Consider the following 17,189-nt stretch of genomic DNA (forward strand, 5'->3'; position numbering starts at 1 on the left):
TTTTGCTTGATTTTAAGCATGCTTTGTGCTATAGTAATTGATAACTAAATATTCCTTTAAACCTGTCCCGTGAGGCAGGCAAGGAGCGTGATAAAGTAGAAGGGTGAAGTCTATACTGTTTGCAGTAGGGCTTACTTAGCTATACATTTCAAGTCTCCTTGTTTAAGGAGACTTTTCTTTTTGGAGGTTTGTCATGAAGACAAAAGAAGTTGTAGACGAATTGACCGTCAAACGAGCGATTACGCGTATTACTTATGAGATTATCGAACGCAACAAAGATTTGAATAAAATCGTCTTGGCTGGTATTAAAACTCGCGGTGTCTTTATCGCCCACCGAATCCAAGAACGTTTGGAACAGCTAGAAAATCTTTCAGTTCCTGTTGTGGAATTGGATACGAAACCTTTCCGTGATGATGTTAAAAGTGGAGAAGATACTTCTTTGGTTTCTGTCGATGTGACAGACCGTGAAGTTATCTTGGTGGATGATGTGCTCTATACAGGTCGTACCATCCGTGCTGCTATTGATAATATTGTCGGTCATGGTCGTCCTGCGCGCGTGAGTTTAGCAGTTCTAGTCGATCGTGGACATAGAGAATTGCCAATCCGTCCAGATTACGTTGGAAAAAATATCCCAACTAGTCGTTCTGAAGAAATCATCGTAGAGATGGCAGAACTTGATGGCCAAGACAGAGTTCTGATTACTGAAGAAGCTTAGAAAGCTGAAGGAGTAGCCATGTCAGAAAATCAACAAGCATTGAACCATGTAGTGTCCATGGAAGACCTCACTGTCGATCAAGTCATGAAATTGATCAAGCGAGGAATTGAGTTTAAAAACGGAGCTCAGCTTCCCTACGAGGACCATCCGATTGTTTCCAATCTTTTCTTTGAGGATTCTACACGGACGCATAAGTCCTTTGAAGTGGCAGAGATTAAACTGGGATTGGAACGACTTGACTTTGATGTGAAAACTAGTTCGGTTAATAAGGGTGAGACACTTTATGATACCATCCTTACTCTGTCTGCTTTAGGAGTGGATGTCTGTGTGATTCGCCACCCTGAGGTTGACTACTACAGAGAGTTAATTGCAAGTCCAACGATTACGACTTCCATTATCAATGGTGGAGATGGTTCGGGACAACATCCTAGCCAGAGCTTGCTTGATTTGATGACTATTTATGAGGAATTTGGTCACTTTGAGGGTCTCAAGGTTGCGATTGCAGGTGACTTGGACCACTCACGCGTTGCCAAATCTAATATGCAGATTTTGAAACGCTTGGGAGCTGAACTTTACTTTGCTGGACCTGAGGAATGGAGAAGTCAAGAGTTTGCAGACTATGGACAGTTTGTAACTATTGATGAAATTATTGATCAGGTGGATGTCATGATGTTTCTCCGTGTGCAACATGAACGTCATGATAGTGGAGCTGTCTTTTCAAAAGAAGACTACCATGCCCAACATGGCTTGACTCAAGAACGTTACGATCGTTTGAAAGAAACAGCAATCCTTATGCACCCAGCTCCAGTCAATCGTGATGTAGAAATCGCAGACCACTTGGTTGAAGCACCAAAATCACGGATTGTCCAACAAATGACCAATGGTGTTTTTGTTCGAATGGCAATCTTAGAATCCGTACTGGCGAGTAGAAACGCCAACTAAAACACAAGACGTTAAAAGACGCCAGTGAGCGTCCACGAGAGGTGAAAATATGACAAAAAGACTTCTAGTATTAGAAGATGGCACAGTTTTTGAAGGCAAGGCCTTCGGAGCAGATATTGATGTAACAGGCGAAATCGTCTTTAATACAGGGATGACCGGCTATCAAGAATCCATTACAGACCAGTCTTATAATGGACAAATCTTGACCTTTACTTATCCTTTGGTGGGAAATTATGGAATTAACCGTGATGATTACGAATCCATTATTCCAACTTGTAAGGGAGTCGTTGTTTTCGAAGAAGCACGTAGAGCTAGTAACTGGCGCAACCAAATGACCTTGGATGAATTTTTGAAAGCCAAGAAAATTCCTGGTATTTCAGGGATTGATACGCGTGCACTCACCAAGATTATCCGTAAGCATGGTACGATGCGTGCAACCTTGACCCATGTTGGGGACAGTATGGACCATGTGACGGACCAGCTCCAAGCAACAGTCTTGCCGACAGACAATATCAAGCAGGTTTCTACTAAAACTTCATATCCAGCTCCAGGAGTTGGTTTAAGTGTTGTCTTAGTGGACTTTGGTCTCAAGCACTCAATCTTACGTGAACTTTCTAAACGCAACTGTAACGTGACCGTCGTTCCTTATTCAACAACGGCGGAAGAAATTCTCCATCTCAATCCTGACGGAGTTATGTTGTCAAACGGTCCAGGTAACCCAGAAGATGTTCCACAGGCACTGGATATGATTCGCGGTGTGCAAGGAAAAATTCCAATCTTTGGTATTTGTATGGGGCACCAACTCTTTGCAATGGCAAATGGTGCTAAGACTTACAAGATGAAATTTGGTCACCGTGGATTTAACCATGCGGTACGCGAAATTGCTACTGGACGTGTGGATTTTACAAGTCAAAACCATGGCTATGCAGTTAGCCGTGAGGATTTGCCAGAACACTTGATTATCACCCACGAAGAAATCAATGACAAGTCAGTTGAAGGTGTGCGTCACAGATACCAACCTGCTTTCTCTGTTCAATACCACCCAGACGCAGCCCCTGGTCCACACGACGCAAGCTACCTATTTGACGAGTTTATCGAGATGATGGAAGCTTTTAAACAATCAAACTAAGAACGAGTAAAAGCTCGTCGGAGAATTTATTTAATGGCAACCTGAGAGTTGCCGAATAGAAAGGAGAAGATACATTGTTCGCGGAAGTGAACACGCCCTAAGAACTGTGTGAAAAAGATAAACATCGTCTTGACGCTGAAGGTGTCTGCACCGAGTTTCCTATTTTCACTGTGTTCTTTACGGGCTTTGTATCATAAACTATGCCTAAACGTACTGATATTCAAAAAATTATGGTGATTGGTTCTGGTCCGATTATTATTGGTCAGGCTGCTGAGTTTGACTATGCTGGGACCCAGGCTTGCTTGTCGTTGAAAGAGGAAGGTTATGAGGTTGTTTTGGTTAACTCAAACCCTGCAACTATCATGACGGACAAGGAAATTGCTGACAAGGTTTACATCGAACCGATTACACTTGAGTTCGTGACACGTATTCTTCGTAAGGAACGTCCAGATGCCTTGCTTCCAACCCTTGGTGGTCAGACAGGTCTCAATATGGCTATGGAATTATCTAAAAATGGTATCCTAGATGAGCTTGGTGTTGAACTTCTGGGAACTAAATTATCTGCTATTGACCAAGCGGAGGACCGTGATCTCTTTAAACAATTGATGGAAGAGCTCAACCAACCCATTCCAGAATCTGAAATTGTCAACACAGTCGAAGAAGCAGTTGCCTTTGCAGCAACAATTGGCTACCCAGTCATCGTTCGCCCAGCCTTTACACTTGGTGGTACTGGTGGTGGTATGTGTGCTAATGAGGAAGAATTGCGTGAAATCGCTGAAAATGGATTGAAATTATCACCTGTGACCCAATGTTTGATTGAGCGTTCAATCGCAGGTTTCAAGGAAATCGAATACGAAGTGATGCGTGACTCAGCTGATAATGCTTTGGTTGTTTGTAACATGGAAAACTTTGACCCAGTTGGGATTCACACAGGGGATTCCATTGTATTTGCTCCTGCGCAAACCATGTCAGACTATGAAAATCAAATGCTTCGTGACGCAAGCTTGAGCATCATTCGTGCCCTTAAGATTGAAGGGGGATGTAACGTTCAGCTAGCCCTTGATCCGCATAGCTTCAAATACTATGTCATCGAAGTAAACCCCCGTGTATCACGTTCTTCAGCCCTTGCCTCTAAAGCGACAGGTTATCCAATTGCCAAATTGGCTGCTAAGATTGCAGTAGGTTTGACCTTAGATGAGGTGATCAACCCAGTCACAGGTTCAACCTATGCCATGTTTGAGCCAGCCCTTGACTACGTTGTTGCCAAGATTCCACGTTTCCCATTTGACAAGTTTGAAAAGGGTGAGCGTCGTCTTGGTACTCAGATGAAGGCGACTGGGGAAGTCATGGCGATTGGTCGTAACATCGAGGAATCTCTCCTTAAAGCTTGTCGCTCCCTTGAAATTGGGGTGCACCACAATGAAATGCCTGAACTTGCAGAGGTTTCTGATGATTCCTTGATTGAAAAAGTAGTCAAAGCCCAGGATGACCGTCTCTTCTACGTATCAGAAGCAATTCGTCGTGGTTACACACCAGAAGAAATTGCTGAGCTTACAAAAATCGATATTTTTTATCTCGATAAACTCTTGCATATCTTTGAAATTGAGCAAGAATTGGGTGCCCATCCACAAGATCTAGAAGTCTTGAAAACAGCTAAACTTAATGGCTTCTCAGACCGTAAGATTGCTGAACTCTGGAATACTACAGCTGACCAAGTTCGCCAGCTTCGTTTGGAAAACAAGATTGTCCCAGTCTACAAGATGGTAGATACTTGTGCGGCAGAATTTGACTCTGAAACACCATATTTCTATTCAACCTATGGATGGGAAAATGAATCTATCAAGTCTGATAAGGAATCTGTACTAGTCCTAGGTTCTGGTCCAATCCGTATAGGTCAAGGTGTTGAGTTTGACTACGCAACTGTTCACTCGGTTAAGGCTATTCAAGCGGCTGGCTATGAAGCCATCATCATGAACTCAAACCCAGAGACCGTTTCAACAGACTTCTCTGTATCAGACAAGCTTTACTTTGAGCCATTGACATTCGAAGATGTTATGAATGTCATCGACTTGGAGCAACCAAAAGGGGTTATCGTTCAGTTTGGTGGTCAAACAGCTATCAACCTAGCTGAGCCATTGGCTAAAGCAGGTGTGACTATTCTTGGTACGCAAGTAGCTGACCTAGACCGTGCGGAAGACCGTGACCTCTTCGAGCAAGCTCTAAAAGATTTGGATATTCCACAGCCACCAGGACAAACGGCTACCAATGAAGAAGAAGCAGTTCTTGCAGCTCGCAAGATTGGCTTCCCAGTTCTTGTCCGCCCATCTTATGTACTTGGTGGACGTGCCATGGAAATCGTTGAAAACGAAGAAGACCTTCGTTCTTATATGCGTACTGCGGTTAAGGCAAGTCCAGACCACCCTGTTCTTGTTGACTCTTATATCGTCGGACAAGAGTGTGAAGTCGATGCCATTTCAGACGGACAAAATGTCCTCATCCCAGGTATCATGGAGCATATTGAACGTGCTGGTGTCCACTCAGGTGACTCAATGGCCGTTTACCCACCGCAAACCTTGTCGCAAAAGGTGCAAGAAACAATCGCAGACTATACTAAACGCCTAGCAATCGGTCTTAACTGCCTTGGAATGATGAACATCCAGTTTGTCATCAAGGATGAAAAAGTCTATGTTATTGAGGTCAATCCACGTGCTAGCCGTACGGTGCCATTCCTTTCTAAGGTAACCAATATCCCTATGGCTCAAGTAGCAACCAAGCTCATTCTTGGTCAAAAACTTGAAGAACTTGGCTACCAAGATGGACTTTACCCTGAAAGTACCCGCGTTCATATCAAGGCACCTGTCTTCTCCTTTACCAAACTAGCTAAGGTAGACAGCTTACTTGGTCCTGAAATGAAGTCAACAGGGGAAGTTATGGGTTCTGATACGACTTTAGAAAAAGCTCTCTATAAGGCTTTTGAAGCTTCTTACTTACACTTGCCAACTTTTGGTAACGTTGTATTTACCATCGCTGATGATGCCAAAGAAGAAGCCTTGGACTTGGCTCGTCGTTTCCAAAATATTGGCTATGGAATCCTCGCGACAGAAGGAACAGCAGCCTTCTTTGCCAGTCATGGATTGCAAGCCCAACCTGTTGGTAAGATTGGTGATGACGATAAGGATATTCCAAGTTTTGTTCGCAAAGGAAGAATTCAAGCTATCATTAATACAGTTGGAACAAAACGAACTGCTGACGAAGATGGAGAGCAAATTCGCCGTTCAGCTATTGAACACGGAGTGCCCCTCTTCACAGCCCTAGATACAGCTAACGCCATGCTCAAAGTATTGGAAAGCCGTAGTTTTGTCACAGAAGCGATTTAAATAGAAAAAAGAGAAGGTATAACGATCTTCTCTTTTTTGTTATATTTTTTCTTGTAAACTACTGCTTAATCAGCTTTTGCGATAAGCTTTAATACTGTGGCTATACCACTCCTGCATTTCTTTTGATGGTGGTGTCATATAATCCCCATACATCTGGGTTAAAAATTGATCATATTTTTTAGGGACGGGCAACATACGGCCTTCAAACTCAGTTAAGATGAGTTCTTTAAAGGTATCAACTGGGAAGACTTCTTTCATTCCTTCTTTACCAATACCAATTCCTCCCTCATATTGAGGAGTGTTGGTTACAGCATTTTTGACTAGCTGATCAATTTTCTTGTAAAAGTAACGAGGATTGACAAATCGGAGGGCGTGCCAGCTACATAATCTTAGAAAATCTTTTAATTTGCTATCACCGTGAACTGCGCGTGATTTTTTGATATAAGCTAGTTGACGAAGGGCTACATACTTATAACTCTTGTCGACAATGCTCAAGTCTGTAAAGCGATCAATTGGGAAGACATCGATAAAGAGACTGGTGTCGTGACGCTTGTACTTAACATGGTCTTCGATAACAGTAGAAGTATCCAAAATCGATGCGAAATTATGGAAGTACCAAGAAGAAGTGTCGTAGGAGAGAACCTTATAACGTGGATGGTCTTCTTCCACAATAATTTTCAATAAGCGATCATAATCTTCACGATAGAGAGAAATATCAATATCATCGTCCCAGGGAATCATACCTTTGTGGCGGATAGCTCCAAGCATGGTTCCATAACTTAGAAAATAAGGAATATCATGTTTCTTACAAGTCTCATCAATATAGTCTAGCAGGGCTAGTTGAATTTCTTTAATTTCTTCTTTTTCTAAATACTGCATCCTAATCCTCCAATTTATAAGCGTGAAATTCATGACTGTAGAAGCGTTTTTCTTCTGGTGGTAGGGTCATATAATCTCCATAAAATTGCGTCAAAATAGTATCAAATTTTTCAGGTGCTGGAAGGCTTAAATTTTCAAAGGGTAAATCAATTGTTTTATCGAAGGTACCACTTGGGAAGACTTCCTTTTCCTTAAATTTAGAAGGGATAAAAGCCATATACTGCCCATTCTCACGATTATATTTTTGAATTTCTTTCTCGATTTTATTTGCAAAATAACGAGGAGAAACCGGTCGAAGGAGCAACCAAAAGGCTGTTCGTATCAAATCTTTTAAAAGGCTATCCTTATAGACAATATTTTTATGTTTACTGAAAGACAGAAGTTTGAAGCTTTCCAGTTTATAACAAGTATCAATGACCTTAGGATCATCAAAGCAATCCATAGGGAAAATATCGATAAAAACACCTGACTCATAGGTTTTTGTATTCCGAGTATCAATAATTTTAGTTGTACTGTCGGTTATTTTGATAAAGTTGTTAAAGTAGTTCTTATCAGTTTCTAAGGAAAGGAGCTTATATTTGTTTTTTTCCTTTTGAAAAATGTTTATAAATCGTTGGTAGTCTTCTCGAGGCATGGACAGATCGATATCGTCGTCCCAAGGAATAAAGCCCTGATGTCGAACTGCCCCAATCAGAGTACCGTAGTTAATAATATAGTTGATATTGTGCTTTTTACAGAGAGTATCAATATAATCCAAAATTTCTAATTCAATTTGTTTGGCATCTTCAATGGTTAGTTGTTTCATTCTATACTCCTAAGATTTTTTGAATTTATTTTTTAAGGCTAGGACATGGTTTAAAAATTCATAGAAAATGCTATCTTTGGTGAAGGCAAGTAGACCAATATAAGAGATGGCTGATAACAAGACAATCAAACCAGTATTAATCAAAAATGGCAAATTAATGACCATATCCACGGGATACAAGAAATTAATCAGGAAATAAATTCCTACAAAGGAAAGTGAAAAGAGCGAGTATCGAACAGTATAGCTAAAGATATGTCCTAAGTGGATGAGTTGTTTTCTATGGATGAAAATGATATAGAAAACAAGTAGAGAGGCCTCTGATAGCATAGTTGTCAGTAAGTAGTATTCAGGAGCCACGATGTGGTTGAAAAAGAGGAGACTATTTAAGCCCAAATTGAGTAATCCTGCAAAGACTGTATAGACTGTGATTCGTTTTTCATAGCCATTTGTAAAGAGAATTTGGGAACCAAGAATGGTATCTAAGGCCAGGATAATCGTACGAAAAGCGAAGAGAGAGGTTAAGATACCACCTCCGATATATTTTTCACTACCGTAAAGTAGGATGGCATTTGGTCCTAAAACCATGAGTCCAAAACTCAGTGGAATGATAAAGAAGTTAAAGATTCGACTGCCTCTGTTAACAAGTGCGACATAGGCTTCCTTATCGCCTTTTCCTAGATAGTAACTGAGACGAGGCACACTCACTCCGATAGCTCCTGTTACAACACCAGCTATAACGGTCACAATTCGTTGAGCCATGGTATAGTAACTAACGTTGACATCAATCCCTGTTTTAACGAGGAAGAGACGATCCAAAAAAGTGAAGAGCATATTGGCATTGGCAAAGACCAACATGGCTGTCAAAGGGAGAAAGAGCGGTTTAAAATCACTTATGTGAATCTTAACAAGCTTAATGTCTCTTTTAATCCAAAAATAACTAATCAGATAGTTAATCAGTGTCGATAAACTCATCACAAGTGTATAGACAACAATATCGTGTTCATTTTTGACAAACAGGAAAATAGAGACCAGCATCAGGATACGGATGAAGGCAGTCTTGTAAAAAAGAAAACTGTAATTTTCCAGAGCTTCATTGACCCACTCGATTGAAAAAATCTGGGCAATGAGTTGAATCCCCATAACAAGGTAGACCTTTTTGATGATTGGATTATCTGTAAAGAAGAGAGGATAGGCAAGGATATAGACAGCAGTAGTCAAAATCGTACAAGCTATGCACAAATAAAAAAGACTAGAGAAGGTTCTATTCAGATCTTTTTTGTTATCCTTGACATTGCTGATGGCTCGTAAACCGTAGTTATAGACCCCATAAGTTGCAAAGGGTAAGAAAAATGACAAAATTGTGTCGACTGAGTTGAAGTAACCATAGTCAGTTCGGTCCAAGACACGCGCGACGTAGGTACCAGTTAAGATGGGAAAAATAATATTCAAGACACGAATTCCCATGTAAGATAGAGCATTTAATTTTATACTTTTCATTCAATTTACCTCGTTTTTCATTATATCATAAAGTTAGCTAATAAGAAATGAAGGGCAGTAAGTAAAGCAACCACTTTGAAGTTTCAAAGTTTGATTTTAAGCTTTCTTTAAGAAAACTATATTATTCTGAAGAACTCTAAAATTTCACAGCCATTTATTAGTAATGACTACAGAATTCCTAGTCACTACTAGAAATGGACCAGTTTCTTTGAATAATGGAACTGCTTAATCCTCCTATTCTAGAACGGGATGACTAGTATTTCTTTTATGATAGGACTAGATTGTGGTATAATAGAGAGAATAAGTTTTTTTAGTAAGACAAAGGAGAAAAAAGATGATTTATGCAGGAATTCTTGCTGGTGGAACTGGCACACGTATGGGAATCAGTAACTTGCCAAAACAATTTTTAGAGCTAGGTGATCGACCTATCTTGATTCATACAATTGAAAAATTTGTCTTGGAACCAAGTATTGAAAAAATTGTAGTTGGGGTTCATGGAGACTGGGTTTCTCATGCAGAAGATCTTGTAGATAAATATCTTCCTCTTCATAAGGAACGTATCATCATTACAAAAGGTGGTGCTGACCGCAATACAAGTATTGAGAAAATCATTGAAGCCATTGATGCTTATCGTCCGCTTACACCAGAGGATATCGTTGTTACCCACGATTCTGTTCGTCCATTTATTACGCTTCGCATGATTCAGGACAATATCCAACTTGCCCAAAATCATGACGCAGTGGACACAGTTGTAGAAGCGGTTGATACTATCGTTGAAAGTACCAATGGTCAATTTATTACAGATATTCCAAATCGTGCTCACCTTTATCAAGGACAAACACCTCAAACATTCCGTTGCAAGGACTTCATGGACCTTTATGGATCTCTTTCTGATGAAGAGAAGGAAATCTTGACAGATGCATGTAAAATCTTTGTGATCAAAGGAAAAGATGTGGCCTTGGCCAAAGGTGAATACTCAAATCTGAAGATTACAACCGTAACAGATTTGAAGATTGCAAAAAGTATGATTGAGAAAGACTAGTAAAATGATTAATCAAATTTATCAACTAACTAAGCCTAAGTTTATCAATGTCAAATATCAGGAAGAGGCTATTGACCAAGAGAATCATATCCTCATCCGCCCTAATTATATGGCGGTCTGTCATGCGGATCAGCGTTACTACCAAGGAAAACGTGATCCAAAGATTTTGAATAAAAAGCTTCCAATGGCAATGATTCACGAGTCATGTGGAACCGTTATTTCTGACCCGACAGGAACCTATGAGGTTGGGCAAAAAGTTGTCATGATTCCTAATCAGCCTCCTATGCAGAGTGATGAAGAATTCTATGAAAACTACATGACAGGGGCTCATTTCTTGTCTAGTGGATTTGATGGCTTTATGAGAGAGTTTGTTTCTCTTCCTAAAGATCGTGTGGTGGCTTATGATGCTATCGAAGATACGGTTGCAGCGATTACAGAGTTTGTCAGTGTCGGTATGCACGCTATGAGTCGTCTATTGACCCTTGCTCATAGCAAGCGGGACCGAATCGCCGTTATCGGAGATGGAAGTTTAGCTTTTGTGGTTGCTAATATTATCAACTATACTTTGCCAGATGCAGAGATTGTGGTTATTGGTCGTCATTGGGAAAAATTGGAACTTTTCTCATTTGCCAAAGAATGTTATATTACTGATAATATTCCTGAAGATTTGGCCTTTGACCATGCTTTTGAGTGTTGTGGTGGTGATGGTACTGGACCAGCTATTAATGACTTGATTCGCTACATTCGTCCTCAGGGAACGATTCTCATGATGGGAGTTAGCGAATATAAAGTCAATCTCAATACTCGTGATGCCTTAGAAAAGGGCTTGCTCTTAGTTGGGTCCTCTCGTTCTGGTCGCATTGATTTTGAAAATGCAATCCAAATGATGGAAGTCAAGAAATTTGCCAATCGTCTTAAAAATATCCTTTATCTAGAAGAACCTGTAAGAGAAATTAAAGATATTCACCGTGTCTTTGCAACCGATTTAAACACAGCCTTTAAAACCGTGTTTAAGTGGGAAGTATAAGTCCTGGAGGTTAATTGTGGAGAAAATCATTAAAGAAAAAATTTCTTCCTTACTTAGTCAAGAAGAGGAAGTCCTCAGTGTTGAACAACTGGGGGGAATGACCAATCAAAACTATTTGATCAAAACGACAAATAAGCAATACATTGTTAAATTTTTTGGTAAAGGGACAGAAAAACTGATTAATCGTCAAGATGAAAAGTACAATCTTGAACTACTAAAGGATTTAGACTTAGATGTAAAAAATTATCTTTTTGATATTGAAGCTGGTATCAAAGTAAATGAGTATATCGAATCTGCGATTACGCTTGATTCAATGTCAATCAAGACCAAATTTGATAAAATTGCTCCAATATTACAAACTATTCATGCTTCTGGCAAGGAATTAAGAGGAGAATTTGCTCCTTTTGAAGAAATCAAAAAATACGAATCCTTGATTGAAGAGAAAATCCCTTATGCCAACTATGAAGCAGTTAGAAAAGAAGTTTTCTCCTTAGAGAAAAGACTGGCTGACTTAGGTGTTGATAGAAAATCTTGTCATATCGATTTGGTGCCTGAAAACTTTATCGAATCACCTCAAGGACGTCTATATCTGATTGACTGGGAATATTCATCAATGAACGATCCAATGTGGGATTTGGCTGCCCTCTTTTTAGAGTCTGAATTCACACGTCAAGAGGAAGAAGCTTTCTTATCTCACTATGAGAGTGAACAAACTCCTGTCTCTCGTGAAAAGATTGCCATTTATAAAATTTTACAAGATGCTATTTGGAGTCTATGGACTGTCTATAAGGAAGAGCAAGGCACAGATTTTGGTGACTATGGTGTGAATCGTTACCAAAGAGCTGTTAAAGGTTTGTCATATTATGGAGGTTCAGATGAAAAATAAAAATGGAGTTTCTTTTGGTCTACTCTCAGGTATTTTCTGGGGTTTAGGTCTAACGATTAGTGCTTATATCTTTTCGATTTTTACAGATTTGTCGCCCTTTGTGGTGGCCGCTGCTCACGATTTCTTGAGTATCTTTATCTTACTAGTTTTTCTCTTGGTGAAAGAAGGAAAAGTTCGTCTCTCAATTTTCTTAAATATTCGCAATGTTAGTGTGATCATCGGAGCCTTATTAGCAGGCCCTATCGGTATGCAGGCCAATCTTTACGCAGTTAAGTATATCGGAAGTTCCTTAGCTTCATCTGTATCGGCTATTTACCCTGCGATTTCAGTTTTATTGGCTTTCTTCTTTTTGAAGCACAAGATTTCGAAAAATACTGTGTTTGGGATCGTCTTGATTATTGGAGGGATTATTGCTCAGACCTATAAGGTTGAACAGGTTAATTCTTTCTACATTGGGATTCTTTGTGCTTTGGTTTGTGCCATTGCATGGGGGAGTGAAAGTGTCCTTAGCTCCTTTGCCATGGAAAGTGAATTGAGTGAAATCGAAGCTCTCTTAATCCGTCAAGTAACTTCATTCTTATCCTATCTTGTGATTGTGCTCTTCTCTCATCAGTCATTTGCAGAAGTGGCCAATGGACAATTGCTAGGTCTCATGATTGTCTTTGCAGCCTTTGATATGATTTCCTACTTGGCTTATTATATCGCTATCAATCGCTTGCAACCAGCCAAGGCTACAGGCTTGAATGTGAGCTATGTAGTATGGACAGTCTTGTTTGCTGTTGTTTTCTTGGGTGCACCGCTAGATATGTTGACAATTATTACGTCACTTGTCGTCATTGCTGGAGTTTATATTATTATTAAAGAATAAAGGAGATTCGTGTGAAAGCTATCATCTTAGCAGCGGGATTGGGAACTCGCTTGCGTCCTATGACTGAAAATACCCCTAAAGCCTTGGTTCAGGTTAATGAAAAACCTTTGATTGAATACCAAATTGAGTTTCTCAAAGAAAAAGGTATCCATGATATCATCATCATCGTTGGTTACCTTAAAGAACAATTCGATTACTTAAAAGAAAAATATGGTGTTCGCCTCGTTTTCAATGATAAATACGCTGACTACAATAACTTTTACTCTCTCTATCTTGTAAAAGAAGAGTTGGCTAACAGCTATGTTATTGATGCGGATAACTATCTCTTCAAAAATATGTTCCGCAATGATTTGACACGTTCGACTTATTTTAGTGTTTATCGTGAAGATTGTACCAACGAATGGTTCTTGGTCTATGGAGATGACTATAAGGTTCAAGACATTACTGTTGATAGCAAAGCTGGTCGCATTCTTAGTGGTGTATCCTTCTGGGACGCTCCAACTGCAGAAAAGATTGTCAGCTTTATCGACAAGGCTTATGCAAGTGGCGAGTTTGTTGATCTCTACTGGGACAATATGGTTAAGGATAACATCAAAGAGTTAGATGTCTATGTTGAAGAATTAGAAGGCAATAGCATCTATGAAATCGATAGTGTCCAAGACTATCATAAATTAGAAGAAATTCTTAAAAACGAAAATTAAAGATTCCAACATCTGGCTAAAATAGTCGGATGTTTTTTTGATTTTTTACGAATAAATAGATGAGTAGAAAAAGAAATGGAGTTATTTATGAAAATCACAAACTATGAAATCTATAAGTTAAAAAAATCAGGTTTGACCAATCAACAGGTTTTGGCAGTTCTAGAATACGGTGAAAATGTTGATCAAGAACTGTTGTTAGGTGATATTGCAGAAATTTCAGGTTGCCGAAATCCAGCTGTTTTTATGGAACGTTATTTTCAGATAGACGATACGCATTTGGAGAAGGAGTTTCAAAAATTTCCATCTTTCTCTATTTTAGATGACTGTTATCCTTGGGATTTGAGTGAAATATATGATGCGCCTGTACTTTTATTTTACAAGGGAAACCTGGATCTCTTGAAATTTCCTAAGGTAGCAGTCGTGGGAAGTCGTGCTTGTAGCAAACAGGGGGCTAAGTCAGTTGAAAAAGTCATTCAGGGCATGGAAAATGAACTGGTTATCGTCAGTGGATTAGCCAAGGGAATTGACACAGCAGCTCATATGGCAGCCCTGCAGAATGGTGGAAAAACCATTGCAGTGATTGGAACAGGACTGGATGTGTTTTATCCTAAAGCCAATAAACGCTTGCAAGACTACATCGGCAATGATCATCTGGTTCTCAGTGAATATGGACCTGGCGAACAACCTCTTAAATTTCATTTTCCTGCCCGTAATCGCATCATTGCTGGACTTTGTCGTGGCGTGATTGTAGCAGAGGCTAAGATGCGCTCAGGTAGTCTCATTACCTGTGAGAGGGCAATGGAAGAAGGACGCGATGTTTTTGCTATTCCTGGTAGCATTTTAGATGGACTATCAGACGGTTGCCATCATTTGATTCAAGAAGGTGCAAAATTGGTCACAAGTGGGCAGGATGTTCTTGCGGAATTTGAATTTTAATACTCTTCGAAAATCTCTTCAAACCGCGTCAGCTTCACCTTGCCGTACTCAAGTACAGCCTGCGGCTAGCTTCCTAGTTCACTCTTTGATTTTCATTGAGTATAAGAAGAAAGTCCGCTTACTAGACAAACTTTTCTTCTATATATAGGAGCTAAGTCTTGACAGTTATGGCAAAATGGTTTACACTTTATAAAGTTTATTACTTTGAAAAGGTGTGATACTGTGGCTACGGCAACAAAAAAGAAAAAATCAACAGTTAAAAAAAATCTAGTAATCGTGGAGTCGCCTGCTAAGGCCAAGACGATTGAAAAATATCTCGGCAGAAACTACAAGGTTTTAGCCAGTGTCGGTCATATTCGGGATTTGAAGAAATCCAGTATGTCCGTCGATATTGAAAATAATTATGAACCGCAATATATTAATATCCGAGGAAAAGGTCCTCTTATCAATGACTTGAAAAAAGAAGCTAAAAAAGCTAATAAAGTCTTTCTGGCGAGTGACCCGGACCGTGAAGGAGAAGCGATTTCTTGGCATTTGGCTCACATTCTCAACTTAGATGAAAATGATGCCAACCGTGTGGTCTTCAATGAAATCACCAAGGATGCGGTCAAAAATGCTTTTAAAGAACCTCGCAAGATTGATATGGACTTGGTCGATGCCCAACAGGCTCGTCGTGTTTTGGACCGCTTGGTAGGGTATTCGATTTCGCCTATTTTGTGGAAAAAGGTCAAGAAGGGCTTGTCAGCAGGTCGCGTTCAGTCCATTGCGCTTAAGTTAATCATTGACCGTGAAAATGAAATTAATGCCTTCCAACCAGAAGAATACTGGACAATTGATGGTGTTTTTAAAAAGGGAACCAAGCAATTTCAAGCTTCCTTCTATGGAGTGGATGGCAAAAAGCTGAAATTGACTAGCAATGATGAGGTCAAGGAAGTCTTGTCTCGTCTGACTAGTAAGGATTTTTCAGTGGATCAGGTAGATAAGAAAGAGCGCAAACGCAATGCTCCTTTACCCTATACCACTTCATCCATGCAGATGGACGCTGCCAATAAAATTAACTTCCGTACTCGAAAGACTATGATGGTTGCCCAACAGCTTTATGAAGGGATTAATATTGGTTCTGGTGTTCAAGGTTTGATTACCTATATGCGTACCGATTCGACTCGTATCAGTCCTGTAGCGCAAAATGAGGCAGCAAGCTTCATTACGGACCGTTTTGGTAGTAAGTATTCTAAGCATGGTAGCAAGGTCAAAAATGCTTCAGGAGCTCAGGATGCCCACGAGGCTATTCGCCCGTCTAGTGTTTTTAATACACCTGAAAGCATCGCTAAGTATCTGGACAAGGATCAGCTTAAGCTTTATACTCTTATCTGGAATCGTTTTGTGGCTAGCCAGATGACAGCTGCTGTCTTTGATACCATGGCTGTTAAATTGTCGCAAAATGGAATTCAATTTGCTGCTAATGGTAGTCAGATTAAGTTTGATGGTTATCTTGCCATTTATAATGATTCTGACAAGAATAAGATGTTACCAGATATGGCTGTTGGAGATGTGGTTAAACAGGTCAATAGCAAACCAGAGCAACATTTCACCCAACCGCCTGCTCGTTATTCTGAAGCGACCCTGATCAAGACCTTGGAGGAAAATGGGGTTGGACGTCCGTCAACCTACGCTCCAACCATTGAAACCATTCAGAAACGTTATTATGTTCGCCTTGTAGCCAAACGTTTTGAACCGACAGAGTTGGGGGAAATTGTTAACAAGCTCATCGTTGAATATTTCCCAGATATCGTAAATGTGACCTTTACAGCTGAAATGGAAGGCAAGCTGGATGATGTCGAAGTCGGAAAAGAGCAGTGGCAACGTGTCATTGATGCCTTTTACAAACCATTCTCCAAAGAAGTCGCCAAGGCTGAAGAAGAAATGGAAAAAATCCAAATCAAGGATGAACTGGCTGGATTTGACTGTGAAGTGTGTGGTAGTCCAATGGTCATTAAACTTGGTCGTTTTGGTAAGTTCTACGCTTGTAGCAATTTCCCAGATTGTCGTCATACCCAAGCAATCGTAAAAGAAATCGGTGTAGAGTGTCCAAGTTGTCATCAGGGACAAATCATTGAACGTAAAACTAAACGTAATCGCCTCTTCTATGGTTGCAATCGCTATCCAGAATGTGAATTTACCTCTTGGGACAAACCTGTTGGTCGTGACTGTCCAAAATGTGGCAACTTCCTCATGGAGAAAAAAGTCCGTGGTGGTGGCAAGCAGGTCGTTTGTAGTAATAGTGATTACGAAGAAGAAAAGATTAAATAAGAAGAGAGTCCTGAAAGTGAATTTCAGGCTCTTTTTGGTTAGAACTTGACAAAATTCATCATTGTATGCGAAACT

Annotated in this window: 14 protein-coding genes; 11 read left to right on the plus strand and 3 right to left on the minus strand. The window is 40.0% G+C overall.

Annotated features, from left to right (window positions below; translation table 11 throughout):
* Positions 1-193 precede the first annotated feature (193 nt).
* The 4 genes from pyrR to carB all read left to right on the plus strand — a co-directional run bounded on the left by pyrR (position 194) and on the right by carB (position 6,163).
* Positions 194-715 (plus strand): bifunctional pyr operon transcriptional regulator/uracil phosphoribosyltransferase PyrR, encoded by a 522-nt coding sequence (pyrR, locus tag MK480_RS01210; RefSeq protein WP_000850023.1) that lies wholly within the window; start codon positions 194-196, stop codon positions 713-715.
* An 18-nt stretch (positions 716-733) separates the two neighbouring features.
* Complete coding sequence (locus MK480_RS01215; protein ID WP_004260121.1) at positions 734-1,657, plus strand: aspartate carbamoyltransferase catalytic subunit; 924 nt, start codon at positions 734-736, stop codon at positions 1,655-1,657.
* A 49-nt stretch (positions 1,658-1,706) separates the two neighbouring features.
* Entirely contained in the window at positions 1,707-2,786 is a 1,080-nt protein-coding gene (locus MK480_RS01220) for a carbamoyl phosphate synthase small subunit (protein WP_000166853.1), read from the plus strand.
* A 200-nt stretch (positions 2,787-2,986) separates the two neighbouring features.
* Complete coding sequence (gene carB / locus MK480_RS01225; RefSeq protein WP_125454438.1) at positions 2,987-6,163, plus strand: carbamoyl-phosphate synthase large subunit; 3,177 nt, start codon at positions 2,987-2,989, stop codon at positions 6,161-6,163.
* 69 nt (positions 6,164-6,232) lie between these two features.
* Here carB and MK480_RS01230 read toward each other — a convergent pair whose 3' ends face one another.
* Genes MK480_RS01230 through tacF form a run of 3 tightly spaced genes read right to left on the minus strand, consistent with a single transcriptional unit; the run spans position 6,233 to position 9,344 of the window.
* Positions 6,233-7,042, minus strand: coding sequence for a LicD family protein (locus MK480_RS01230; protein ID WP_001199634.1), 810 nt, complete (start codon positions 7,040-7,042; stop codon positions 6,233-6,235).
* A gap of 1 nt (position 7,043) precedes the next feature.
* Positions 7,044-7,847 (minus strand): LicD family protein, encoded by an 804-nt coding sequence (locus MK480_RS01235; RefSeq protein WP_049546496.1) that lies wholly within the window; start codon positions 7,845-7,847, stop codon positions 7,044-7,046.
* 9 nt (positions 7,848-7,856) lie between these two features.
* Complete coding sequence (gene tacF / locus MK480_RS01240) at positions 7,857-9,344, minus strand: type IV teichoic acid flippase TacF (protein ID WP_084926574.1); 1,488 nt, start codon at positions 9,342-9,344, stop codon at positions 7,857-7,859.
* Positions 9,345-9,678: 334 nt separating this feature from the next.
* Here tacF and MK480_RS01245 point away from each other — a divergent pair, with 334 nt between their 5' ends.
* The 7 genes from MK480_RS01245 to topA all read left to right on the plus strand — a co-directional run bounded on the left by MK480_RS01245 (position 9,679) and on the right by topA (position 17,114).
* Positions 9,679-10,386 (plus strand): IspD/TarI family cytidylyltransferase, encoded by a 708-nt coding sequence (locus MK480_RS01245; protein ID WP_000638496.1) that lies wholly within the window; start codon positions 9,679-9,681, stop codon positions 10,384-10,386.
* Between the two features lie 4 nt (positions 10,387-10,390).
* Positions 10,391-11,413, plus strand: a complete 1,023-nt coding sequence (locus MK480_RS01250; RefSeq protein WP_000609874.1) for a ribitol-5-phosphate dehydrogenase — start codon at positions 10,391-10,393, stop codon at positions 11,411-11,413.
* Positions 11,414-11,429: 16 nt separating this feature from the next.
* On the plus strand, positions 11,430-12,299 hold the full coding sequence (licA, locus tag MK480_RS01255; RefSeq protein ID WP_084926571.1) for a choline kinase LicA: 870 nt from the start codon (positions 11,430-11,432) through the stop codon (positions 12,297-12,299).
* Positions 12,289-13,167: a DMT family transporter gene (locus MK480_RS01260; RefSeq protein WP_049501802.1), complete on the plus strand. Its 879-nt coding sequence runs from the start codon at positions 12,289-12,291 to the stop codon at positions 13,165-13,167. The genes licA and MK480_RS01260 overlap by 11 nt, the downstream gene beginning before the upstream one ends.
* A gap of 11 nt (positions 13,168-13,178) precedes the next feature.
* Entirely contained in the window at positions 13,179-13,868 is a 690-nt protein-coding gene (locus MK480_RS01265) for a sugar phosphate nucleotidyltransferase (protein ID WP_084926570.1), read from the plus strand.
* Between the two features lie 87 nt (positions 13,869-13,955).
* Positions 13,956-14,804: a DNA-processing protein DprA gene (gene dprA / locus MK480_RS01270; protein ID WP_084926569.1), complete on the plus strand. Its 849-nt coding sequence runs from the start codon at positions 13,956-13,958 to the stop codon at positions 14,802-14,804.
* Between the two features lie 222 nt (positions 14,805-15,026).
* Positions 15,027-17,114: a type I DNA topoisomerase gene (gene topA, locus MK480_RS01275; RefSeq protein WP_261081548.1), complete on the plus strand. Its 2,088-nt coding sequence runs from the start codon at positions 15,027-15,029 to the stop codon at positions 17,112-17,114.
* Positions 17,115-17,189: the final 75 nt, after the last annotated feature.

It is taken from the genome of Streptococcus mitis, assembly GCF_026782895.1.
Classification (GTDB): Bacteria; Bacillota; Bacilli; order Lactobacillales; family Streptococcaceae; genus Streptococcus; species Streptococcus mitis_CB.